Raw genomic sequence first — 21,356 nt, 5'->3', positions numbered from 1 at the left:
AAAGCTGTTTTTTATCGAAAATGTTTTTTTAATTTTATATGTAATTATTGAGTATATGTAAGCGAGATTTTGCTAAATGAAAACTCAAAATTATAGGACTGCCTTATTCATTATTGACCTTATTATTTCATATACCTAAAAAATTTTTTTCTTATGGACAACCTACTGACACAATTCGAGGCATTCAAAAATTTTGCCGACGACTTAAACCACAGCAACCCGCTTAACCAAGTGGATACTTCGGGTTTTGATGATGCTATGGAGCAAAACAATATTGCGGATTTGCATCAGCATCAACCCACTACCGATTTTTTTAATGAAAGTGGATTCCCTATTTTGGAAGACCCCGCTTCCTTCCTGAACCCCGATACAGATGCTGCTGCTTTGAACTTAAACGACCCCTCTATTTTGAACGATGCTGGATTGCCAAACCTCAATAATTTTGGGCTGCCCGATTTTAATCATTTTGAACAACAACTACAACAGCCGATTTTGGCACACCAACCTCACAGTTTGCCCAACGAACACAGCCATTTAGACAACAACGACAACCACCTCCAACTACACTCGGCATATAGCGACGGACAAGTAAAAATTGAAGTGATTGACGATATTATCTATCAACACAAATTAGACGGCACGATAGAAAAAGTAGGATTTGTAACGCATAGCTCAGACGGACTCACTGATTATATATACGATATTAACAACCACGGAGGCAATGACCGCCTCATTTGCAACGTAAACCAAAAGGGCGAGATACATAACCAAGGTTGGTCAATTGCTAACGACTATTGGGGAAAGGTGGACGGCGGCAAGATTTACGATGCCAACGGCAATTGGGTAGGTACAAGCGACAGTTTTGTAGAAGCCGCCGCTTATCTTGCTTTTATTAAATAAGATGACATCATAAACTTAAAAACGAATGAACGCCGAACTCATATTTCTGATACAGGAGGCTGGCGACCAGAACTGCGACTGCGGTTTTCGTGTTGCCTTTTAGTTATAAGGAGGGTATCCTCTTCATTTATAGAGCTAAAAAAAAATAAAAATCCAAGCTGTAGTTCGCAATCTCCGAAGGTTTGGCTTTTGGTGTTTAAATTAAAAAATCATATCTTTATAAAAAAATCGCCGTGAAAATAAAAGTACTTATTCATCAGGCTGAAGAAGGCGGCTATTGGGCAGAAGTGCCTGCAATTCCGGGCTGCCTGACACAAGGTGAAACATTTGAAGACTTATTGCAAAATTTATACGAAGCTATTGAAGGTTGTTTGGCGGTAGATGTGGATTTGCCTAAAGACACACCTAATACTCAGGTAATGGAAATTGCAATATGAAACAGCTATCCGGAAAACAACTTTGCGCAATAGCTGAAAAATCAGGTTGGCAACTTAAAAGAATACAAGGCAGCCACTATATTTATGCCAAACAAGGCAGAGTAGAACGGCTATCTATTCCTGTGCATGGCAATGTACCTTTAAAAATCGGCTTGCTCAAGGCATTGCTCAAAATTATGGAGGTTGGGGAAGATGACTTATGAGTCTTGTACTTTTTTTAAAACCCACGAAATAGTGACATAATGAACGCCGAACTCATATTTCTGATACAGGAGGCATCGGCGGGTGCTGATATAAAATTTGATGGACTATAACAGCGAAATATGACCAAAATAGCCAAAATTTTAAAATGGGTATTGTGTCGGGTTTATCCGACCGAAATATGGCTTTCAGCGATCTTTGCACACTTTTGCTCCGCCTCGGATTTACGGAGAGAATAAAAGGAAGCCACCATATTTTTACCAAAGAGGATATTCCCGACATTATCAATTTGCAAGCCCGACACGACAAATAAGCCAAACCCTATCAAGTGAAACAAGTACGTGAATTATTGCTCAAATATCAATTACACAACGATTTTAATATACAACACAGCAACAATGACAAAGAATAAACCTGCTTTTAAGTACGAAATTATACCAAATAAACATCTAAAAGGCACAGTTTGTAAAAAGTTTCCAACCTGTAATGGATTGAATGATAACGTTACTCATATCGTTGATAATATCAGTGACTTTGGCGGAGAGTTCTTCCAGATCTTTGCAAATAATGTTAGCAGTTTTGCCCTTGATGAATCGCCATATCATCTCTGCGGGGTTTAATTCGGGAGAGTAAGGAGGAATAAACAACAGATGAATATTTTTAGGAATTACCAATTGTCGGCTGTGGTGAAAAGCACCATTGTCAAGTAGAATTATCTTGAATTCTTCAGGCTTTTGTACGGAGAGTTTATCTATAAATATTTGAAAGCAGACCGTATTACAGTAAGGCATTTCTAAGGTAAGATTTTCTCCGTTGATGGGGAATAGGCACCAAAGAGATAGAAGTTTTGGAAGCGATGTTGGTAAGCTACGATGGGTTTTACGCCCTTTGCGGTAAGGCATCGTCTTATATTGGGCAATAACCCGACCCTGCTTTCGTCAGCAACATAAATATTTATACACTGGCAGCCTGAAAGACGAAACTCCTTATTTTTAATGCCTTCTAGCGTGTTTGATAAGTTTTTTAAAAGTATCAACCGCCGCTTCGTCCTTTTTGATATGGCTTTTTCTACCCACCTTGAGTTTTGTGCCAAAGTTTCGCTTCAGATACATCCTTACCGTATTGTATTGTTTTTCAATACCCAACTCCGACTTCAGCCACTGCTGTGCTTCTTTGTAGCTGCGCAACCCATTCTTGGGATCTTTTAGCTTTGCGATATCCGCTCCTTGTCTGCTGTCTCGAGTTGGCTACGGAAATCACCACCTCTATTGTCCCTGAGCAATCCATCAAGTCCCTGCGATTGGTAAGTAGCTTTCCACCTGTTTATCGAACGCACAGAAGCCCCTGACTTGATGGCAAGAAGATGATTGTGGTGGATACCGCTTTGGATATTCATCAACATCTTTATTTTAGAAACGCCCTTCCTTTTGGCTTTTTTATGTAGCTGTTTTAGGTAATCTGCTGACTCTTTTATGATAAGTTCTATGGGTAATGACATAATTACCATACCATAATAACTATGCCAAATAGTTGTTTTAATGGTATTATCCTATATTGGAGCGAACCCGACCAAGCCTATATTGCCGAGATACCCGAATTGGCAGGCTGCAAAGCGGACGGGGCGACTTATGCCGAATGTTTACAAAATGCCGAAACAATCATTGCCGAATGGATAGAAACCGCCACCGCCCTGCAACGCCCCATACCTACACCCAAAGGGCGGCTCTTGTTTGCCTGATAAAGTTTGTGTATTTTTCAACGCCCAAAAATATACATCTAATATTAAAACTTAAAAACGAATGAACGCCGAACTCATATTTCTGATACAAGAGGCACCCGAAGGCGGCTACACAGCACAAGCTCTTGGGCAGGCTGTTTTCACCGAAGCCGATACCTACGCCGAACTCAAAACGCAAATAGCCGATGCGGTGCGCTGTCATTTTGAACCCCACGAAATGCCGACTTTGCTGCGCCTTCATTTTGTAAAAGATGAAGTATTGGTGCTATGAAAATACCCCGCGACCTAAGTGCGACATTTTAAAACACTCAACACATTTTTTCATTAACCTAATTACTTAACACAAAAAACTAAAACATTATGCCTATTCCTCCTATTCCACCCCTATTGGCTTTGAGTTCTTTGAGTATGATAGCCAACAACGTTACCTCTTTGTTTAGAAGCAATCAATCGCGCTACGACGGTTTAGCCCTCCAACGCGACCGACTCTCTTTTGAAAAAGAAAACGCCGAACTAAATTTCCTGTACCGCGCCGCCAACGATGCCCACAACCGCCGCCACCAACTGCTGTTGCAAGAAAACCAACAGGCTTTTACCAAAGAAATAGAAGCCGAACGCCAATGGCACGCCGAAAAATTGGAGCTTGTTAGGCAGCACCACAACGCCCAAATGCTCGAACAAAAGCACCGCCACGATTTGGAAGCGTTTCACCAAAAACAACTCCACGACCTCGACCTACTCGACCGACAAACCGATGCACAAGGGAAGCTCAAAGTATTGGACAACTTGCTGGCACACCAACGCAATATTGAGCAGCAACACCACGCCGCCTATTTGCGCTACTTAGAACAGCGCGGTGCCACACCTATATCCGTGTTGCAGCAGCACCGCCACAAAACTCAACACGGCATTCAACGCCCCGTTGTGTTGTTCAACACCCACTTCGATAGCGACATCAAATACTTCAACCCCGTGCAGGAAGCCTTTAACCTGCTCAACCGCCACAACAGCAATAGCGGCAATTATGCCCTTGTGAACGACATTACCCGCAAAAATATGGACGGCGAACACGCCCGCTTGCTGCTCAGTCAGGAGCTTGCCCAACTGCCCGCTATGGTCATTTATGCACAAATGAACGGCAGCAGCCTCGACATTCGCATACAGCACACCGGCATTGTAAAAGAACACCTCGCTTTCGACGACGACTACATACCCTACCTCGCCACCGACGAGCAAGACGACTTTGTTGCCTTTACCCTCAAACGCAGCCAAATTATGGAAATAAAAACACAACACAACTCCACCGAAACCCTCGAAACCGCCCTTGCCCTCATAGTAGCCGCCCAAGTACAAAACCTCATTGACGGCTACTGGATGCTGCAAGCCCTGCCCAAGCCCTATACCACCACCACCCTCCAACTCATAGATACCAACGCCACCGACTGCCTACCCGAAAACCACCGCAACGAACTGCAACAAATATTGCAAAACGCCCAAAACCAATTTTTGCAAGAAAACGCCGAACTACAAGCCAAACGCGAAGAAAAACGCAAAATTGACGAAGCCGCCGAGCGGAAAATACAAAAACAAAAGCCGCACAAGAAGCAAGAGAACGCGAAGAAGCCGAACGCCAACACCAAGCCCGCGAAGAAGAACAGCGACAAGCAAAGAACGCCAAGCCCGCGAAAAAAGCCGCCCAAGAAGCCAGAGAAAGAGAAGAAGCAGAACGCCAACGCCAAGCCCGCGAACAAGCCGAAAAACTAAAAACACTCCCCGCCCCCCTCCAACAACTCCTCGCCGATATGGTAGAAGTAGAAGGCGGCTCCTTTATGATGGGCAGCAATGAAGATAGCGATGAAAAACCCATACACCAAGTAACCCTAAGCAGCTACCAAATAGCCAAATACCCCCTCACCCAAGCCCAGTGGCAGGCAGTCATGCACAACAACCCCAGCCACTGGAAAGGCGACAACCTGCCCGTAGGAAGCGTGAGTTGGGAAGATGCCCAAGCGTTTATAAAAAAGCTGAACGCTATAATGGAAAAAGCGGGACAGCCCGCCGATTTCCGGCTGCCCACCGAAGCCGAATGGGAATACGCCGCCCGAGGGGGTAAATACAGCAAAGGCTATACCTATGCAGGTAGTAATAATCTTGAACAAGTAGGCTGGTACGATATCGACAATATAACCTGCACCGTAGGGCAAAAACAAGCCAACGAACTCGGGCTATACGATATGAGCGGCAATGTGTGGGAATGGTGCCAAGATTGGTACGATTGCAACTATTACAAAATTAGCCCGACTACCAACCCCACCGGACCGAATTCTAGCTCACACCGTGTGCTTCGGGGCGGTAGTTGGGAAAGCTATTTGCCAGACTGCCGTGTAGCTAATCGCGACGGCAGTTTCCCCGATCGTCGTGCCTACTATTTCGGTTTTCGTTTGGCTTTATAGTTCTAAGGGGAGGGTATCCCCTTCATTTATAGAGCTAAAAAAAAGATAAGCCACTACATTGCGTTATACATTGTGTTGCGGAGCGGGCAGCAAGCTACCCCTTCCTTTTTCTATACACCTGCAAACTATCATTCGTTTGGGCGATGATGTAAATTTCTTCGCCCGAAGCCGTCTGCAAAGGCAGCAGATATTTGGCTTCGCCGCGCACTTTAAAACCACTCACTAAGGGGTGTATGGGCGCGAAAGTGCCGTTTTTCATTCCTTTGAGCAGCAGACCCACCGAGGCATCGTAGCGCACGGTGGCTACTTCGGGCGAGTAGTCGTTGCCGCAGAGCAATATATCTTTGATGCCGTCGCCGTCAAAATCGCGGACTGCCATTGCTTGCACCGTAGAAAATTGTGCGTATATCGGCAGTGTTTTGGCGGTAAAAACGCCCTTGCCCGTATTTTCAAAGTAAGTGGTGGCAAAATTTTTGGCTTCTAAATGCAGCGCGTCTTGGAGTTCTTCTTTATTTAAAATTTCGGCTATGCTTTTTCCCGAATAATTTTTGTAGCGCAAAAGGCGGCGTTTCAAATAAGGCAGCCGTTCAAAAAGCTGGTCGCGCATGTACATCGGATAGCTTTTTCCCTGTATATAATAAGAAATAAGCGCATCAACACTGCCGTTTTTGTCAAAATCCTTGGCATCTATGGTGGCGGGTTCTTGTTCGGTGGCGGTTATTTTGCAGTTTAAGCCGCGATTGCCGCCGATGAGGTCTAGGTCGCCGTCGCCGTCCATATCTTCGGCGAGCAACACATTCCACCAGCCTTTGCTATTGGCAGTTCCGCTTTCTGTTGCTTCAAAAACGTTGTTTTTTTGCTTCAATATGGTTATCGGCAACCATTCGCCCGCAATGATGAGTTCGCTTTGTTGGTCGCCGTCTGTATCAGCCCATAGTGCGGTTGTCACCATACCTATATTTTTTGAGGGCGGGCGCGGCTTGTTCGGTGATGTCGGTAAAAATGCCCTGGTCGTTGCGCAATAAATAGCTGCGCGGTGGCAGCGGATATTGTCCCGAAATCACTTTTCCGCCTCTGAATAAATCCAAATCGCCGTCGCCGTCTATATCGTGGGCAGCGATGCAAGCACCGCTGTGTATGGTTTTGGGCAAAGGTTGCGTGCTTCTGCCGAAATTCCCTTTACCGTCATTGATATAGAGGCGGTCTTGATAAAAAGGACTTTCGGCTTCGTATTCATTGCCGCCGCTTACGACATACAAATCCAAATCGCCGTCTTGGTCGGTATCCAACAAGAGGCTTTCGGCATCTTCGTAGCTGCTGTCGGCAGCGAAGGTGAGGGTATTGGCTTTACTGCGTTCAAATTTTCCGTTTTTTTGTTGTAAATAAATAGCTCCTGCCTGCCCTTTGCAGCCGCCTACAAAAAAATCCTGCAAACCATCGCCGTTTACATCACCACCACTTAGATTAGGACCTCCCTGCGAAAATTTATGCGGCAGCAGCGGCTCGCGCTTGAAATCGATATAATCATTTTCGGGGCTGAAATGCTGCACGGTTGCGGTGGTGATATTTTCAAAAAGCGGTTTCGGAGAAGTAGTCGGCGGCGCACTGCCCTGTGCTTCGGCGATTTTGAAAGAAGCCGCCTGATTCGCTTTCAAATCTTCCATCATCTGATATTTTCCGTTTGCCCAAAAAATCTCTATTTTAGCCACAGCCGTTTCTTTTCCCAAACCAAAATGCAGGTAGGGTTCTACGGTAGAAAGATAGCCGCGTGTGGGCATCAGATTGCGGATTTGTTGGCTGCCGTCGGGCAACGTGATTTTTACCACACTGCCTATGCCGTTTGGATTTTTTCCATCTCCTTCGAGCCGTATGCGCAAATAATTGTTTTGTGCCTGCTGATTTTGAGCATTGTTGCGGTAAATGACGGAAAGCTCGTCCAAGTGATTCATCACTAAATCCAAATCGCCGTCATTGTCCAAATCGGCATAAGCACAGCCGTTGGTGAAGTTGGGTTTTCCCAAACCCCAGTCGGCGGCTATATTTTCAAAAACAAGATTCCCTTTGTTGTGGTACAAATAATTAGATAAAGGCACACTGGGCAGGGCTTTGAGCAATTCGTCTATTTTGATTTGTTGTTGCGGATTGCTCTGCTGATATTTTTTGATAGAATCTATACCATAGATCTCGGCGCAAACCGTTGGCAACAAACAAATCTTGCCAGCCGTCATTGTCAAAATCGGCAAAAAGGGGAGTCCAGCTCCAGTCGGTGGCAGCGATGCTGAGCAGGTGTGCCACTTCGCTGAAAGTGCCGTCGCCATTGTTGATATGGAGCATGTTTTTGGCATATTGACAGCCCAGTCCGCTGTTTTCAATCAGTTTAAATTTGTCGTGGTTGGTATTGAGCGAAAAGAGTTGTTTTTGCCGTATGGCATCATCGGCAGCCATATCCGCCACAAATAAATCCAGAAAGCCATCATTGTTGATGTCGCCGCAGTCTGAACCCATTGAAGAGAGCGAAAAATGTTGAAAATGGCGGTTGGCTTCTTCGGAGAAAGTTTTTTTGCCCGTATTTTGGTAATAAAAATCGGGGCGGATATAATCGTTGGCGACAAAAATATCTTCGTAAAAGTCGTTGTTGAAGTCGGCAATGGCAGCACTCAAACCAAAGCCGTTGTCGTAAGGGCGGAGTTTTACTTTTTTGTTGGCTTCTACAAATTTAGTACCTGTATTTTCATAAAAGCGGTCGGCTATGTAATATTGTGTGGTATCCTCCTTTATCGTCAGTTTATTATTTTTATCATAAGCCAAAGGTATATCGTTGGCATCGGTCATTTTGCGCGGGTGATTGAGCAAATAACAATCTAAATCATTGTCTTTATCGTAATCAAAAAAATAAGCCTGTGTAGAATATCCCGCATTGTTTAAACCATATTCTTGGGCGCGTTCGCTGAAAGTGAGGTCGCCGTTGTTGATGAACAATAAATTCTGGCGGTCGGAGGGTTCAGCCGATACCGAGCGGCACACATACAAATCCAAAAAGCCGTCTCCGTTTACATCTGCCATGGTTATCTGGGTTTATAACCTTGGTTGCAGTCCACACCTGCCGTCTCCGTAATATCTTCAAATTTTAAATTTCCTTTATTCAAAAATAATTTGTTCGGAACCATATTTCCCGAAAAATAAATATCCGTCAGCCCGTCATTGTTGATGTCGCCTACGGCTACGCCTGCTCCGTTGTACAGGTATTCATAGGTGAAAATATTAAATTTCCCCTGCTCTACGATGCGGTTTTTAAAAGTGATACCGCTTTCTTCATAATTCAAGGGAGTGAAGAGCGCATTGGCGGGATTGGCGGCGGCATTGTTGGCATCAGTGGTGGTGGGTTCGTTGTTGCGGCAGCCGACAGCAGCACAACAGAGGAGCAGGAAGATGTAAGCAGAGCGCATAAAATTCTATTGTAAAAATGGGTAAAAAGGACTTGCTATTAAATATTCGGTCAAAATTATTGAAAAAAAAGAAAAATAATTAAAGAAATACAAAGGTGTCAGGTGTTGTGCCTTTTGGCAGGTTTAATGCACTAAGCTATACTTTTACCAATTTTTCGGCAGCGCGATATAAGGTTTCGTCTTTTTTGGCAAAGCAAAAACGTAGGGTTGTTTGTTGGAAGCCATCGTGATAAAACGCCGACACCGGAATTGCCGCCACGCCGTATTCCCGTGCCAATCGCTGCACGAAAGTGCGGTCTTCTTCCGCCGAAATCGCCGAATAATCCGCACACTGAAAATAAGAACCCTCGCAGGGCAGCAACCGAAAGCGTGAAGGTGCAAGACATTCCGCAAAAAGGTCGCGCTTGCGGGCATATTCGGTAGCCAAAGAACGATAAGAAGTGGCATCGTCTAAAAAATCCGCTAACGCCAACTGTACGGGGTGATTGACACAAAACACATTAAATTGATGAATTTTCCGCGACTCGGCACTCAAAGCAGTGGGTGCAATACAATAACCCACTTTCCAGCCTGTATTGTGAAATAATTTTCCGAAAGAAAAACACACAAAAGAACGCTCCAATAAATCGGGATAGCGCAACATACTGTGGTGCGTGCGACCATCAAAAATCAAATGTTCATATACTTCATCGCTGATGATACAAAGTTGAGGATAGTCGTTGCACAAACGGCGCAATGCTTCAATGTCTTCTGCACGCAGCACGCTGCCACTGGGATTGTGCGGCGAATTGACGATGAGCAGACGGGTGCGCGAACTGATAACGGCTCGTACCTGTTGCCAGGGAATACGATAGTCGGGGCTTTCCAAGCGCACAAAAAGCGGTTTTGCACCGCATAATTCAATGGCGGGTACATAAGAATCGTAATTCGGCTCAAAAACAATGGCTTCATCGCCGGCGTGCAGCACCGCAGTAATAGCATTATGAATGGCTTGTGTAGCTCCGGCAGTGATGGTGATGTCGGTAGCGGGCTGGAGGATAGTGCCGTAGAGCAATTCCACTTTGCGGGCAATGGCTTCGCGCAGCGGCATTGCTCCCGCCATGGGTGCGTATTGGTTGAAGCCGCGTCGCATATATTCATATACCAAACTTTGCAAGTGCGGCGAACAGTCGTAATCAGGAAAGCCCTGCGATAAATTAATAGCTCCGCACTCCTGCGCCACCTGTGACATCAGCGTAAAAATGGTAGTACCCATTTCGGGAAATTTGGAAGGAATAGAAAAACGCATAGCTACAATGAAGGTTATAATCTGCCCACAAAGACGACAAACGCCAAAGATACGTTTTTCTGTGTTGCTGTTTTACAGCACATCTTCATTTTTTTCGCGCACCCAAAACTGCCTTTCTATATGCGGCGCATGGGGGTCGGGTTCGTTCCATTGTTTTTTGGGCGGTAAATTAACGGAACGATAATAATAAGCGCAGAACATGCCCGCAACAGCTCCGGTGATATGCCCTTCAAAAGAAACGCCCTCCTGCAAAGGCAACAAGCCCCATACAATACCGCCATACAAAAACGCCACCAACAAAGCCACCGCCATAGATTTGAGGTCGCGGCGAAAAATACCGCTAAAAAATATAAAAAACGCCAAACCGTAAATCAAACCACTGGCTCCTATATGAAAATTTTCGCGCCCGAAGAGCCAAATTCCCACACCCGACAACAGCCATATCAGTATCCACACTCGCCAAGCGATCGTGCGATAAGAGGTGAGCAAAATAAAAAGCAGCACAAAAACAGGAATACTGTTGGAAAACAAATGCCCCCAATCGCCGTGAATAAAAGGATAAAATAAAATGCCCTGCAAACCGTATTGTGTGCGCGGCAATACGCCGTAGTAGCCCAAATCAATATTAAAAAGGACTTGAACCACCTGCACTATCCACAAAATCAATACAAACACAAAAGGTACAAATAAATTATCTTTCAGGTGTTCTAATTCTTGTTTCATTCGGTTTTTTAAATAAAAATTATTTTTGAATTGATAATAAAATATCAAAACATGCAGAATAGTTCATTCGGCATTATCAAAAATCAAAGTAAAACGTGCAAAAAATAGTGTTTATTCGTTGCTCGCCAAAGGCTCGTTCCATTTTCCTTGCAAGCGTAAAGTGCTTTCTATGAGGTCGCGCACACAGCCTTCGCCGCCCTTGTAAGGCGATATATAATCGCACAATTCCATAATGGCAGGGGCAGCATCACAGGGGCAGGTGGCGGCTTCGGCTTTTTGTAGCACTTCGTAATCAGGAAAATCATCGCCCATAAAAACGGTTTCGTGGCGTTGAAGCCCGTATTGACGACACAATTCTTCAAAAACCGCTACTTTATCTTGTACGCCCAAATGCACTTCCTCAATTCCCAAACGCTGCAATCTTATGCGCACTCCTTCCGATTTCCCGCCGCTGATTACCGCCACAAAATAACCCTCGTCTACTGCTTTTTTGAGGGCGTAGCCGTCTTTTACATGCATAGTGCGCAGCAGTTCGCCATTTTCGGTAATGAGCAAATTGCCATTGGTCAGCACGCCGTCTATATCTAAAAAAAACGCTTTAATACCTTTCAGTTTTTCAAAAAAATGTACTTTGTTCATATATGATAATGATGTGTGTTTTGTGTGTAAAAAAACAGATATTCTATGCAATGCAAAAAAAATCATCTGTTTTTATGATGATAAATAAGGCTGCACTACACTTTGCAACAAAGGTATGGTATCAGTGGCGAACCAAGGATTTTTGATATGCCAGCGTTTGTTGCGCGGCGAAGGGTGAACCAAGGGAAAATACAAAGGTAAATATTGTTCTGCCTTTGAAACGGTTTCGGTGAGGGTAGGGTATGCCGTTTTGCCGAGATAATAGCGTTGCGCATATTGCCCGATGAGCAATACTAATGAAATGTCGGGCAACAACGCCAATACGCGCCGATGCCAAGCGGGGGCACATTCGGGGCGGGGCGGCAAATCGCCGTGTGTGCCCCTGCCCGGATAACAGAACCCCAGAGGCATAATACTGAAAATGTCGGTATCATAAAATTGAGTACGGCTCACACCCAACCAACGGCGCAATTCATCGCCGCTACGGTCGTTCCATGACAGGTTGGTGAGTTGAACACGCAACCCGGGAGCTTGTCCGATAATGAGAATTTTGGAAGTTTCCTGCACTCGCAACACCGGATTGGGCGCAAAAGGCAGTACGTCTTTGCAAATCGTACAAGCCTTGATGTCGGAGAGCAGTGCGGCGAGTGGGGTCATTTCCATTCATTACAAACTATTGTCCGCCGGCTTTGCTGTACAAAATGCGCAATTCAGCTTCGTTGGCAGCACGGCGATACGAACCCGCCACATCTTCCATCATCACCCAATCTTCGCCGCCGAGTTGCGGTTGGTAAAGAAATAGCTTTTGGCATTGACAATTTGTGTGGCGATGAGGTAATTTTTGCCGTTGTAGCTCCACGGAATACCAAAAAACTGTTTGTCGGTGAGGCTGTAAAAACCCTGCAAATACGAATGAGTACCCACAGTAAGCTGGCTGATTTCGTCATTGCGCAGCAGGCGAAAATCTTTTCCATCGTGAAAATGCACATAAGCATAATTATCTGTATTAAATTCATTGCGCAAATCCAAAGGCTGAATAACCGCTTTTCCTTCGAGGAGTTGTCCGTTTTTGAGGCGTATCTGCGCATTTTCCCATTGCAGCGTTTCCATCGGATTGGGGTCGTTGTACAAATCTACCAAATACATCACCACCCGCAAATCTTTTGATTTTATTTTGCCGTTGGCGTGCGCCGACTGCATAAAATAAGGGCGGTCGCGCATCAAATCCTCCAAATCTTTTACCTGCTTCAATACCGACAGTTTTTCTTTATCGTTTTTATGTGCCAGCAAGGTATAGCCGGTGATGTATTTGTATTTTTCGGAAACAATGCGGGAGTTATCATATACCTTAATGCCTCCGTTGCGCACCACTCGCAATATATCGTTGTATTCCTCTATCCACACAAAGTGCGTTTGACCGTCTTTGGCATTGAGTACGCGCTCTGCTCCCTGCAAATCCAAACGCTCAAACATCGGCAAATCCACGATTTTTTCTTCTTTCAACTGCTCATCTTTTACAATAATCTTAGGCACACCGGTTTTTGTTTCCTGATATTTGAATGAACCTTTCAATTTTAAACCCGTTTTCAGTAAAGCTGTGCCGCTGTGCCAGATGTATTTGATATTATCTTTTTTGATACCTTCATTGGTATTAATGGCTTTTTTTTCGTAGCGGGTTTGAGCCGTCATCAACTGACCGCCAAGCATATTGGCAAAGAGCAGGTACAATAAAGTATAGCACAAATTCAATATTTTCATGTCGCAAGTGTTAAAGATGCAAAATTAATATTTTCGGGCGATTACAAGATATAAAATGCAAGCGAACAGGAATATATCGGATATGAAAACAGAAAAACCGGATATGAAAATGACGATTTGATGTCAAAAAATAATATTTAAAATTCATTATTCCTGAAAAAGCAAGTATTTTTACCCGTTTTAGTCAGGTTTTGTTGAATGTATTATGTTTCAATGGTTTTTAATATTTAATAAATGAGAATTTATTTTACGATTGTTTTTTTTCTGATAAAGTTGCTTTGCAACGATACGTATGTGACAGCCCAACAGCAAAATTATTATCTGAGTCCTGCGGGCAACGATAATAATAGCGGTACTTCGCCTACAACCGCTTGGAAAACATTGGCGCGTGCCAGCAACCAGCAATTTATGGCAGGCGATAGCCTCCTGCTCGAAGCTCTCCACTTGTTTGAAGGCACTTTGGAGTTCAATCAAAATGATCAGGGCAGTGCCGCACTACCGATAGTGGTGAGCAGCTATGGCGTGGGCAAAGCCACCATTTATAATGCCGACACTACCGCCGTTGCCGTGAATAATCTGGGGAATATCCATTTAAAGAAACTCCTCATAGAAGGCGGCGGCGAGTGCGTAAATTTGCCACCCTGGACTTTCAGCAACCATGTGGGCTTGTTTATATATATGAACCTGCCCAATGATGTGAAATTAGAGAACATAGTAGTAGATGACGTGCATTGCAGCGGCTTTTTGCAGGCGGGTTTGCGTTTGGAAGCTGCCCCCTACGATGGCACACGAAGCGGATACAACAATTTGAGCATTACCCGTTCTTCGTTCAACCATAATATGGACAATGGGTTAATTACTTATGGTAAATGGGACTATACCAATCCCGAAAAATGTATCACCAACTTATATATCGCCGACTGCGTGGCACACCACAATGAGGGTGTCCCCTGCGATACCATCATTCACTCCGGCAGCGGTATAGCCGTCAGCGGCGTGGACGGCTGTGTGATAGAACATTGCATTGCCTACTCCAACGGTGCTGAAAACCACGACCCCTCTGCCGGTCCGGTAGGAATATGGCTGTGGGACGCTAAAAATGCCCTCGTTCAATTCTGTGAATCATACAATAATGAATCGCCCTGCAAAGATGGCGGCGGCTTTGATTTAGATGTAGGCGTGAGCAATTCGGTGGTACAATATAATTACTCGCACGACAATGTAGGACCCGGATATTTATGTGTACAAACCTATGCTATTCCTCCTTTTGAAAACAATGTTTTTCGGTATAATATCAGCGAAAATGACGCTTCCAACAACGATTACGGCAGCGTACATTTATTTGCATTAAGCCCCGATTTTCCCATTGTCAATACTTACATCTACAACAATACTATATATAAAAGCCGCAACGAAGGTTCGGGGTCGGGTCCTGCCATTTCCATAGAAGGAGACGATTATGATAGTTTAATGGTATTCAACAACATTTTTGTCACCGAAAATATACGACCGATGGTGCGCTATTTTCCCAACGACAGCCTGTATTTCTGGAACAATGACTATTATTCTCTTACCGCCGAAGATTCTCTTTTTTGCTTGGAAAACTGGCTTTATTATCACACTTTACCCGCTTGGCAGCAGGCGGGTTTTGAGATGCTCAACGGCATCGCTGTCGGTACTACCGCCAATCCGCTCCTCAAAAACGCCGGACAAGGAGATACCATCGGAAACACTTATTTGTTAGACCAACTCACTGCTTATCAGTTGGAGGATACTTCGCCCCTGCGCGATGAAGGTTTACACCCCTATTTAACGCTCAATATTCCGCCGCCCAATGTAGATTTTTACAGCTCCATCAGTCCGCAGAATTGCAGTTTTGAAATCGGTGCGCATGAATTGTATGACGGAACCGTAGGCACTGTACAAGACGGAAAATTTCCTGACACTGACGGCGATTATATATTAAATGTATGCGATATTTGTGTGGGCAACGATGCTACACAGGATACTGATGGCGATGGTTTTTGTGATGATATAGATAATTGTATTACTACAGCTAATCCGAATCAAAGCGATGGCGACAGCGATAAAGTAGGCGATGTATGCGATGCTTTCCTGAATTGTGTGAATATATACGAATTAGATACTTTGTATTTGGCAGGCAGTATCAGCAGCTATCAGGCGGGCGAAGCCATCAACAGCCGCGATACTATCAATTCGGGGGCAATAGTGACCTACTTGGCAGGATACAGCATCAGCCTGCAAGCGGGATTTCGGGCAAAAGCGGGCTGTTTGTTGCAGGCACGCATCAACCCTTGCAGCAGCAACAAAAACGACACATCAGCACCAACCGAAAATAACTTTGCCGCCGCCATGCCGCCGAATGAAGGTGCATTGCAAATTTCCCCCAACCCTTCCAACGGGGCAGCGTGGCGCATATATTTGCCCGATGCACAACAGACTTTGGAGCAGGTGCAAGTGTATGATATTCAGGGAAAACTACTGCTTACTTTGAACCCGACAGAAAATATTTGCAATATCCAAACAGCGCATTTGTCGGCGGGTTTGTATTTTGTGTGGCACAAAGTCGCACTTTACAAGGTGGGCTGCATACACAGGTTTGTAAATTGATATTGCAGCGATAAAAAAAGGTGGGGGGCGATTTGTTTTTTGAAAAATAAGTCGCCGCTGCCTACAAAGTGTGGGCTATTGATGTAGCCAACATTTAATTTCGGTTGCGCTCCCTGAGCGAGAGCGGGGGTGTTGAGTGTAGCCAAAACGCCGCATTTTGCGTGGATACACCCCAACTTTGTCAAAGTTAAGCACTGCTGCATTTGTCGTGGGCTTATGTCGTGGGCATTGGTGCATTTGCCGTGGGCATTGGTGCATTTGCCGTGGGCACTGCTGCATTTGCCGTGGGCACTGCTGCATTTGCCGTGGGCACTGCTGCATTTGCCGTGGGCACTGCTGCTTATGTCGTGGGCATTGGTGCATTTGCCGTGGGCACTGTTGCATTTGCCGTGGGCACTGTTGCATTTGCCGTGGGCACTGTTGCATTTGCCGTGGGCACTGTTGCATTTGCCGCGGGCACTGTTGCATTTGCCGTGGGCACTGTTGCATTTGCCGTGGGCATTGGTGCATTTGCCGTGGGCATTGGTGCATTTGCCGTGGGCATTGGTGCATTTGCCGTGGGCATTGGTGCATTTGTCGTGGGCATTGGTGCATTTGTCGTGGGCATTGGTGCATTTGTCGTGGGCATTGGTGCATTTGTCGTGGGCATTGGTGCATTTGTCGTGGGCATTGGTGCATTTGTCGTGGGCATTGGTGCATTTGTCGTGGGCATTGGTGCATTTGTCGTGGGCGGTGCCGCATTTTGCGTGGGCGGTGCCGCATTTTGCGTGGGCGGTGCCGCATTTTGCGTGGGCGGTGCCGCATTTTGCGTGGGCGGTGCCGCATTTTGCGTGGGCGGTGCCGCATTTTGCGTGGGCGGTGCCGCATTTGCGTGGGCGGTGCCGCATTTTGCGTGGGCGGTGCCGCATTGTGCGTGGGCGGTGCCGCATTTTGCGTGGGCGGTGCCGCATTTTGCGTGGGCGGTGCCGCATTTTGCGTGGGCGGTGCCGCATTTTGCGTGGGCGGTGCCGCATTTTGCGTGGGCGGTGCCGCATTTTGCGGGCGGTGCCGCATTTGCGTGGGCGGTGCCGCATTTTGCGTGGGCGGTGCCGCATTTTGCGGGGGCGGTGCCGCATTTTGCGTGGGCGGTGCCGCATTTTGCGTGGGCGGTGCCGCATTTTGCGTGGGCGGTGCCGCATTTTGCGTGGGCGGTGCCGCATTTGCGTGGGCGGTGCCGCATTTTGCGTGGGCGGTGCCGCATTTTGCGTGGGCGGTGCCGCATTTGCGTGGGCGGTGCCGCATTTTGCGTGGGCGGTGCCGCATTTTGCGTGGGCGGTGCCGCATTTGGCGTGGGCGGTGCCGCATTTGGCGTGGGGCGGTGCCGCATTTGGCGTGGGCGGTGCCGCATTTGGCGTGGGCGGTGCCGCATTTGGCGTGGGCGGTGCCGCATTTGGCGGGCGGTGCCGCATTTGGCGTGGGCGGTGCCGCATTTGGCGTGGGCGGTGCCGCATTTGGCGTGGTCCGTGCCGCATTTGTCGTGGGCGGTGCCGCATTTGGCGTGGGCGGTGCCGCATTTTGCGTGGGCGGTGCCGCATTTGGCGTGGGCGGTGCCGCATTTGGCGTGGGCGGTGCCGCATTTGGCGTGGGCGGTGCCGCATTTGGCGTGGGCGGTGCCGCATTTGGCGTGGGCGGTGCCGCATTTGGCGTGGGGCGGTGCCGCATTTGGCGTGGGCGGTGCCGCATTTGGCGTGGGCGGTGCCGCATTTGGCGTGGGCGGTGCCGCATTTGGCGTGGGCGGTGCCGCATTTGGCGTGGGGCGTTGAGCGCAACCAAAACACCATATTTCATTGCCCATCATATTATAAAAAAAAGGTAGTATTAAATATTGAATGATAATCAATGATATAATAAATTAAAAATAATGCAATTAACTAATAACTAATCATTAAAAACTAAACACTATCAAAAAAAACACACCGCACCCATGCATTTTATTGACGAAAACCTATCTTATTCCGAACTTCCTTATTTTTCGCCTTTGATAAGGGCATTTTTAGCAAAATCCGAATCTACACAGGATTTTCATCGCCCGCAACCCGACCTGCTTTTACAAACACAAGAACTTGCAGCTTTGCGCTCGGCTTTTGCGCCGCCGCCCCGACAAGTGCTCGCCGATATGCTCCTGCAACAATATGAGGCTTTGCCCGATAATGACCTCGCTGTGGCACAAATACAACATTTGCGCAGCGAAAACACTTTTACCGTATGCACCGGACACCAATGTTGTTTGGCAGGAGGACCTTTGTATATATTGTACAAAGCCCTGCACATTATCAAAGTTGCCGATTTTATAAAAGAGCAATTCCCTGATTTGAATATAGTACCCGTTTTTTGGCTCAACAGCGAAGACCACGATTTTGCCGAAATCAATCATTTTTTTGTGTTCGGAAAAAAAATAGAATGGACTTCGCCGCCCCTGCAAGGAGCTGCCGCCGCACTTTGTCCACTGTTGGTTTGGCTTCGCTCTTAGATGAAACCGAAGCCATATTGGGCAATGCTCCTTTTGCCGCCGAAACGATGGAATTGCTGCGGCGGGCTTATTTGGCGGAGGGGGCAACGATGATGAGTGCCACGCGCTTTTTGCTGCATCATTGGTTAGGAAAATATGGTTTGGTGGTTTTAGATGCCTCTGCCGCCGCCCTCAAAAAAGAGGCTTCTTTTCTGATACAAAACGAATTGCAGCACGGTGAACAAACAGAAGCCCTCATTGCAGCGCAAAGCCGCGCTTTGGAGCAGGCGGGTTTTCATGCACAGGCAAAGCCGCGCGCGCTCAATTTGTTTTATTTTGAAAACGGGCAGCGCAAGCGCATCATTTACCAAGCGGCAAGCGATACTTTTGCTATCCACGACAGTATGTTGCAATTTTCGCCGCAAAATATGGCGCAGGAAATAGCCCTGCACCCCGAGCGTTTTAGTTTTAATGTAATCACGCGCCCTTTGTATCAGCAGTATATATTGCCGAATTTGGCGTATATCGGCGGCGGCGGCGAAATAGCTTATTGGCTACAGTTGAAAACTTTGTTTGAAGCGCGGCAGATTTTTTTCCGGCATTGATGCTGCGCCATTCTTATTTGTGGATAGATGTCGGCAGCCGCCGCAAAATGGATAAATTGCAACTCAGCAGCAAAGATTTATTCAACGAAACCGAAAGTTTGCTCAATGAGTATGTGCGCCGCCACAGCAGCAAGGATATATCTTTGGAAGGCGAAAAAACACAACTGCAACAATTATTTGAAACCTTAGTCCAAAAGGCGGGCGATATTGACAAATCTTTGCTTGGAGCGGTGGAAGGCGAAAAAACAAAAATGCTCAACGGGTTGGATAATTTGGCGGCAAAGTTTCTGCGTGCCGAAAAACGCCGCCACGACGAGAGCAGCCAGCAAATACGACAACTGAAAGAGAAACTGTTTCCGAACCAAAGTCTGCAAGAGCGCACCGACAGCCTAATACAATATTATGCACAATACGGAGCAACTTTTATAGAAAACTGCTATCAGCTTACGAAAGCACATAATGAGGCTTTTGTAGTGGTGGCGATGCAATAATTTTTTATAAAAAAAACACACAACAAATTTTTTTAGTATTTTTGCGCTATTATTTCATTTTATTTATTTCATTTTTTTATGGGAAAAGGCGATAAAAGAACCAAAAAAGGAAAAATATTTAAGGGCAGCTATGGCAATGCTCGCCCTAAAAAGAACAAAACCGAAGCACCGAAAGCATAATTGTTTTTTTCTGCATCGTGTTTTTTTTGTACAAAAAAACCTTCAAGCAGTGCTTTGCAGCCTGCCTGAAGGTTTTTTTTATATGCTTTTGATACAAGCACGGTGTAAGGAAAGAAAAATGACACAAGAAGAATTGGCAAAACTTCTTAGTACTTCTATTTCGGTAATTGGTAGATATGAACGAGACAAGATGACCCCAAGTATTGATGTGGCTAAAAATATTTCTAACCAATACTACTGTCGGCTATCTTTTAGGGGAAACGGATAAAGCGGATTTGTTTAAAGACCCTGTAATGCTCCAACGATTAGCCGAACTGGATAAAATGGAGAACACAGAAAAAAGCCATATCCTGTAAATACTGGATGGTTTTATTAAATCGGTAAAACTTATTCCTTTTATGGCGATACTTTCGTATTATTTTTTTATTACAAATAATTAAATATTTTATAACTAATAAATTGTGCGATTTTATCAATCAAAAGGGAATAAAATATTAGACAATGAAAGTATTAGTAGATATACCAGATAATGAGACTGCTTTCGGAATGAAAGTATTAAAAAGCCTTTCTTTTGTGAAAAAAGCAAAGCCTATGAGTGTGGCTACGGTGGATTTATGGGAAGACCTAAAAGAAGCTGCCGAAGAAGTACGCCTACATAAACAAGGAGAAATAAAGCTAAAAACGGCTCAAGATTTACTCAATGAGCTATAGCATTATTCCTACGCATCGCATACCTGTACATAGAAACTGAAACAGTTTATCTGCTTACCATTTACGAAAAAGCCGACCTAAAACCTAATGAACTGGCTGATCTGATATGATTGATAGCTTGGAATTGGATTAAAAATTATTTTTTGTCTTTTTGGCAACTCCTAAACTCCGTTTTAGTTGCTGTTTTGGAAAGTGGAAAAGCCACTCATTGAGTGGCTTTTATTTTTTTATGGTAGAATTTAATAAAAGAGGGCAGTCGGTTTTTTTTGCTTTGAAAGAGATAACCGTCTCAACTTGTCACTCTGCCCCTTTAGCGGCAACTGTTAAAAACAATTAGTGCTTCTTCAAATTTGTCAATATCATTTTCATCAATCCAACATTCTTGTTTTCTGTATAAATGGAACTTTAAGTTAAAACCAAAATCTGTTTCGCTCAAAATTAACTTTAATACTAATCTGTTATTCTGTGCATTCCACTCTTTGATTAAACTGTTAGAAAAAGTAATGCTTGCTCAAAAATATCAATATCAACATAATCATCAAAATGAATAAATTAATAAAACATTCATAGCCTATACTATCAGTAAAATCTGATTCGTTAATATGGCTTTGAAGCATATAGTGACTTTAGAAAATAGCAGCCCTTATGAATGATAAATCCTTCTGAT

The 21,356-nt window shown here is 45.3% G+C and carries 27 protein-coding genes and 3 pseudogenes; 16 read left to right on the top strand and 14 right to left on the bottom strand.

Annotation, left to right across the window (positions count from 1 at the left end; all coding sequences use genetic code 11):
- Positions 1 to 153 precede the first annotated feature (153 nt).
- From IPL35_14865 to IPL35_14850, 4 genes are all read left to right on the top strand, one after another.
- Positions 154 to 900 (top strand): hypothetical protein, encoded by a 747-nt coding sequence (locus tag IPL35_14865; GenBank protein MBK8444606.1) that lies wholly within the window; start codon positions 154 to 156, stop codon positions 898 to 900.
- Positions 901 to 1,133: 233 nt separating this feature from the next.
- Positions 1,134 to 1,337: a type II toxin-antitoxin system HicB family antitoxin gene (locus tag IPL35_14860; GenBank protein MBK8444605.1), complete on the top strand. Its 204-nt coding sequence runs from the start codon at positions 1,134 to 1,136 to the stop codon at positions 1,335 to 1,337.
- Positions 1,334 to 1,540 (top strand): type II toxin-antitoxin system HicA family toxin, encoded by a 207-nt coding sequence (locus tag IPL35_14855; GenBank protein ID MBK8444604.1) that lies wholly within the window; start codon positions 1,334 to 1,336, stop codon positions 1,538 to 1,540. Before IPL35_14860 ends, IPL35_14855 begins: the two co-directional genes overlap by 4 nt.
- Before the next feature lie 146 nt (positions 1,541 to 1,686).
- Positions 1,687 to 1,851, top strand: coding sequence for a type II toxin-antitoxin system HicA family toxin (locus tag IPL35_14850; protein MBK8444603.1), 165 nt, complete (start codon positions 1,687 to 1,689; stop codon positions 1,849 to 1,851).
- 136 nt (positions 1,852 to 1,987) lie between these two features.
- Here the strand turns inward: IPL35_14850 and IPL35_14845 are convergent, their stop codons facing one another.
- The 3 genes from IPL35_14845 to IPL35_14835 form a co-directional block, all read right to left on the bottom strand.
- Positions 1,988 to 2,440 carry a transposase gene (locus IPL35_14845; protein MBK8444602.1) on the bottom strand — a complete coding sequence of 151 codons (453 nt, stop codon included), beginning with the start codon at positions 2,438 to 2,440 and terminating at the stop codon, positions 1,988 to 1,990.
- A gap of 90 nt (positions 2,441 to 2,530) precedes the next feature.
- Complete coding sequence (locus IPL35_14840; protein ID MBK8444601.1) at positions 2,531 to 2,725, bottom strand: winged helix-turn-helix domain-containing protein; 195 nt, start codon at positions 2,723 to 2,725, stop codon at positions 2,531 to 2,533.
- A 17-nt stretch (positions 2,726 to 2,742) separates the two neighbouring features.
- Positions 2,743 to 3,036 (bottom strand): hypothetical protein, encoded by a 294-nt coding sequence (locus tag IPL35_14835; GenBank protein ID MBK8444600.1) that lies wholly within the window; start codon positions 3,034 to 3,036, stop codon positions 2,743 to 2,745.
- Positions 3,037 to 3,057: 21 nt separating this feature from the next.
- Here IPL35_14835 and IPL35_14830 point away from each other — a divergent pair, with 21 nt between their 5' ends.
- The 4 genes from IPL35_14830 (at position 3,058) to IPL35_14815 (ending at position 5,729) form a co-directional block, all read left to right on the top strand.
- Positions 3,058 to 3,276 (top strand): type II toxin-antitoxin system HicB family antitoxin, encoded by a 219-nt coding sequence (locus IPL35_14830; protein ID MBK8444599.1) that lies wholly within the window; start codon positions 3,058 to 3,060, stop codon positions 3,274 to 3,276.
- Positions 3,277 to 3,337: 61 nt separating this feature from the next.
- Positions 3,338 to 3,547, top strand: coding sequence for a 2-oxoisovalerate dehydrogenase (locus tag IPL35_14825; protein ID MBK8444598.1), 210 nt, complete (start codon positions 3,338 to 3,340; stop codon positions 3,545 to 3,547).
- A gap of 89 nt (positions 3,548 to 3,636) precedes the next feature.
- Positions 3,637 to 5,040: a hypothetical protein gene (locus tag IPL35_14820; GenBank protein ID MBK8444597.1), complete on the top strand. Its 1,404-nt coding sequence runs from the start codon at positions 3,637 to 3,639 to the stop codon at positions 5,038 to 5,040.
- 38 nt (positions 5,041 to 5,078) lie between these two features.
- Complete coding sequence (locus IPL35_14815) at positions 5,079 to 5,729, top strand: formylglycine-generating enzyme family protein (protein ID MBK8444596.1); 651 nt, start codon at positions 5,079 to 5,081, stop codon at positions 5,727 to 5,729.
- A gap of 94 nt (positions 5,730 to 5,823) precedes the next feature.
- Here IPL35_14815 and IPL35_14810 read toward each other — a convergent pair whose 3' ends face one another.
- From IPL35_14810 to IPL35_14765, 10 genes and pseudogenes are all read right to left on the bottom strand, one after another.
- Complete coding sequence (locus IPL35_14810) at positions 5,824 to 6,681, bottom strand: VCBS repeat-containing protein (GenBank protein ID MBK8444595.1); 858 nt, start codon at positions 6,679 to 6,681, stop codon at positions 5,824 to 5,826.
- The gene (locus IPL35_14805) at positions 6,656 to 7,957 is read right to left on the bottom strand and encodes a VCBS repeat-containing protein (protein ID MBK8444594.1); all 1,302 of its coding nucleotides are present in this window, start codon (positions 7,955 to 7,957) and stop codon (positions 6,656 to 6,658) included. The genes IPL35_14810 and IPL35_14805 overlap by 26 nt, the downstream gene beginning before the upstream one ends.
- 223 nt (positions 7,958 to 8,180) lie before the next feature.
- Positions 8,181 to 8,561: pseudogene (locus tag IPL35_14800) on the bottom strand (VCBS repeat-containing protein).
- A gap of 21 nt (positions 8,562 to 8,582) precedes the next feature.
- A pseudogene (locus IPL35_14795) lies at positions 8,583 to 8,792 on the bottom strand (VCBS repeat-containing protein).
- A 2-nt stretch (positions 8,793 to 8,794) separates the two neighbouring features.
- The gene (locus IPL35_14790; GenBank protein ID MBK8444593.1) at positions 8,795 to 9,175 is read right to left on the bottom strand and encodes a VCBS repeat-containing protein; all 381 of its coding nucleotides are present in this window, start codon (positions 9,173 to 9,175) and stop codon (positions 8,795 to 8,797) included.
- Positions 9,176 to 9,311: 136 nt separating this feature from the next.
- On the bottom strand, positions 9,312 to 10,463 hold the full coding sequence (locus IPL35_14785) for an aminotransferase class I/II-fold pyridoxal phosphate-dependent enzyme (protein MBK8444592.1): 1,152 nt from the start codon (positions 10,461 to 10,463) through the stop codon (positions 9,312 to 9,314).
- Between the two features lie 72 nt (positions 10,464 to 10,535).
- Positions 10,536 to 11,186, bottom strand: a complete 651-nt coding sequence (locus IPL35_14780) for a rhomboid family intramembrane serine protease (protein ID MBK8444591.1) — start codon at positions 11,184 to 11,186, stop codon at positions 10,536 to 10,538.
- 111 nt (positions 11,187 to 11,297) lie between these two features.
- On the bottom strand, positions 11,298 to 11,825 hold the full coding sequence (locus IPL35_14775; protein MBK8444590.1) for an HAD hydrolase family protein: 528 nt from the start codon (positions 11,823 to 11,825) through the stop codon (positions 11,298 to 11,300).
- A gap of 72 nt (positions 11,826 to 11,897) precedes the next feature.
- Positions 11,898 to 12,482 carry a uracil-DNA glycosylase family protein gene (locus IPL35_14770; protein ID MBK8444589.1) on the bottom strand — a complete coding sequence of 195 codons (585 nt, stop codon included), beginning with the start codon at positions 12,480 to 12,482 and terminating at the stop codon, positions 11,898 to 11,900.
- Between the two features lie 102 nt (positions 12,483 to 12,584).
- Positions 12,585 to 13,583 (bottom strand): hypothetical protein, encoded by a 999-nt coding sequence (locus tag IPL35_14765; protein ID MBK8444588.1) that lies wholly within the window; start codon positions 13,581 to 13,583, stop codon positions 12,585 to 12,587.
- 294 nt (positions 13,584 to 13,877) lie between these two features.
- On the opposite strand from IPL35_14765, the gene IPL35_14760 reads away from it, so the two are divergent.
- On the top strand, positions 13,878 to 16,214 hold the full coding sequence (locus tag IPL35_14760) for a T9SS type A sorting domain-containing protein (GenBank protein ID MBK8444587.1): 2,337 nt from the start codon (positions 13,878 to 13,880) through the stop codon (positions 16,212 to 16,214).
- On the opposite strand, the gene IPL35_14755 is transcribed toward IPL35_14760, so the two are convergent.
- Entirely contained in the window at positions 16,178 to 16,417 is a 240-nt protein-coding gene (locus IPL35_14755; protein MBK8444586.1) for a hypothetical protein, read from the bottom strand. The two genes, IPL35_14760 and IPL35_14755, sit on opposite strands and share 37 nt — an antisense overlap.
- Here IPL35_14755 and IPL35_14750 point away from each other — a divergent pair, their 5' ends adjacent.
- From IPL35_14750 to IPL35_14720, 7 genes and pseudogenes are all read left to right on the top strand, one after another.
- On the top strand, positions 16,418 to 18,016 hold the full coding sequence (locus IPL35_14750; GenBank protein ID MBK8444585.1) for a hypothetical protein: 1,599 nt from the start codon (positions 16,418 to 16,420) through the stop codon (positions 18,014 to 18,016). It abuts the gene before it with no gap.
- 161 nt (positions 18,017 to 18,177) lie between these two features.
- Positions 18,178 to 18,723, top strand: a complete 546-nt coding sequence (gene bshC, locus IPL35_14745; protein MBK8444584.1) for a bacillithiol biosynthesis BshC — start codon at positions 18,178 to 18,180, stop codon at positions 18,721 to 18,723.
- Positions 18,654 to 19,307: a bacillithiol biosynthesis BshC gene (gene bshC, locus IPL35_14740; GenBank protein ID MBK8444583.1), complete on the top strand. Its 654-nt coding sequence runs from the start codon at positions 18,654 to 18,656 to the stop codon at positions 19,305 to 19,307. The genes bshC (IPL35_14745) and bshC (IPL35_14740) overlap by 70 nt, the downstream gene beginning before the upstream one ends.
- Positions 19,304 to 19,798, top strand: coding sequence for a bacillithiol biosynthesis BshC (bshC, locus tag IPL35_14735; GenBank protein ID MBK8444582.1), 495 nt, complete (start codon positions 19,304 to 19,306; stop codon positions 19,796 to 19,798). The genes bshC (IPL35_14740) and bshC (IPL35_14735) overlap by 4 nt, the downstream gene beginning before the upstream one ends.
- Positions 19,799 to 19,876: 78 nt before the next feature.
- Complete coding sequence (locus IPL35_14730) at positions 19,877 to 19,978, top strand: 30S ribosomal protein THX (protein ID MBK8444581.1); 102 nt, start codon at positions 19,877 to 19,879, stop codon at positions 19,976 to 19,978.
- An 82-nt stretch (positions 19,979 to 20,060) separates the two neighbouring features.
- Positions 20,061 to 20,334: pseudogene (locus IPL35_14725) on the top strand (helix-turn-helix transcriptional regulator).
- Between the two features lie 145 nt (positions 20,335 to 20,479).
- A complete protein-coding gene (locus tag IPL35_14720) occupies positions 20,480 to 20,689 on the top strand; it encodes a hypothetical protein (protein ID MBK8444580.1) in 210 nt (69 codons plus the stop codon).
- Positions 20,690 to 21,356: the final 667 nt, after the last annotated feature.

This window comes from Sphingobacteriales bacterium, from assembly GCA_016711285.1.
Classification (GTDB): Bacteria; Bacteroidota; Bacteroidia; order Chitinophagales; family UBA2359; genus JADJTG01.
The sequence above is the reverse complement of the archived record's forward strand: the minus strand, read 5'-3'. Positions and strand labels throughout refer to the sequence as shown.

Bases quoted from the DNA above. Each gene is read 5' to 3' on its own strand.
- IPL35_14805 (MBK8444594.1), bottom strand. From the start codon at position 7,957: ATGACGGCTGGCAAGATTTGTTTGTTGCCAACGGTTTGCGCCGAGATC.
- IPL35_14720 (MBK8444580.1), top strand. From the start codon at position 20,480: ATGAAAGTATTAGTAGATATACCAGATAATGAGACTGCTTTCGGAATG.
- IPL35_14845 (MBK8444602.1), bottom strand. From the start codon at position 2,440: ATGCCTTACCGCAAAGGGCGTAAAACCCATCGTAGCTTACCAACATCG.
- IPL35_14815 (MBK8444596.1), top strand. From the start codon at position 5,079: ATGGTAGAAGTAGAAGGCGGCTCCTTTATGATGGGCAGCAATGAAGAT.
- bshC (MBK8444584.1), top strand. From the start codon at position 18,178: ATGCATTTTATTGACGAAAACCTATCTTATTCCGAACTTCCTTATTTT.
- IPL35_14730 (MBK8444581.1), top strand. From the start codon at position 19,877: ATGGGAAAAGGCGATAAAAGAACCAAAAAAGGAAAAATATTTAAGGGC.
- IPL35_14765 (MBK8444588.1), bottom strand. From the start codon at position 13,583: ATGAAAATATTGAATTTGTGCTATACTTTATTGTACCTGCTCTTTGCC.
- bshC (MBK8444583.1), top strand. From the start codon at position 18,654: ATGGACTTCGCCGCCCCTGCAAGGAGCTGCCGCCGCACTTTGTCCACT.
- IPL35_14830 (MBK8444599.1), top strand. From the start codon at position 3,058: ATGCCAAATAGTTGTTTTAATGGTATTATCCTATATTGGAGCGAACCC.
- IPL35_14755 (MBK8444586.1), bottom strand. From the start codon at position 16,417: ATGCAGCAGTGCTTAACTTTGACAAAGTTGGGGTGTATCCACGCAAAA.
- IPL35_14865 (MBK8444606.1), top strand. From the start codon at position 154: ATGGACAACCTACTGACACAATTCGAGGCATTCAAAAATTTTGCCGAC.
- IPL35_14825 (MBK8444598.1), top strand. From the start codon at position 3,338: ATGAACGCCGAACTCATATTTCTGATACAAGAGGCACCCGAAGGCGGC.
- IPL35_14820 (MBK8444597.1), top strand. From the start codon at position 3,637: ATGCCTATTCCTCCTATTCCACCCCTATTGGCTTTGAGTTCTTTGAGT.
- IPL35_14855 (MBK8444604.1), top strand. From the start codon at position 1,334: ATGAAACAGCTATCCGGAAAACAACTTTGCGCAATAGCTGAAAAATCA.
- IPL35_14790 (MBK8444593.1), bottom strand. From the start codon at position 9,175: ATGCGCTCTGCTTACATCTTCCTGCTCCTCTGTTGTGCTGCTGTCGGC.
- IPL35_14780 (MBK8444591.1), bottom strand. From the start codon at position 11,186: ATGAAACAAGAATTAGAACACCTGAAAGATAATTTATTTGTACCTTTT.
- IPL35_14775 (MBK8444590.1), bottom strand. From the start codon at position 11,825: ATGAACAAAGTACATTTTTTTGAAAAACTGAAAGGTATTAAAGCGTTT.
- IPL35_14770 (MBK8444589.1), bottom strand. From the start codon at position 12,482: ATGACCCCACTCGCCGCACTGCTCTCCGACATCAAGGCTTGTACGATT.
- IPL35_14835 (MBK8444600.1), bottom strand. From the start codon at position 3,036: ATGTCATTACCCATAGAACTTATCATAAAAGAGTCAGCAGATTACCTA.
- IPL35_14810 (MBK8444595.1), bottom strand. From the start codon at position 6,681: ATGGTGACAACCGCACTATGGGCTGATACAGACGGCGACCAACAAAGC.
- IPL35_14850 (MBK8444603.1), top strand. From the start codon at position 1,687: ATGGGTATTGTGTCGGGTTTATCCGACCGAAATATGGCTTTCAGCGAT.
- IPL35_14785 (MBK8444592.1), bottom strand. From the start codon at position 10,463: ATGCGTTTTTCTATTCCTTCCAAATTTCCCGAAATGGGTACTACCATT.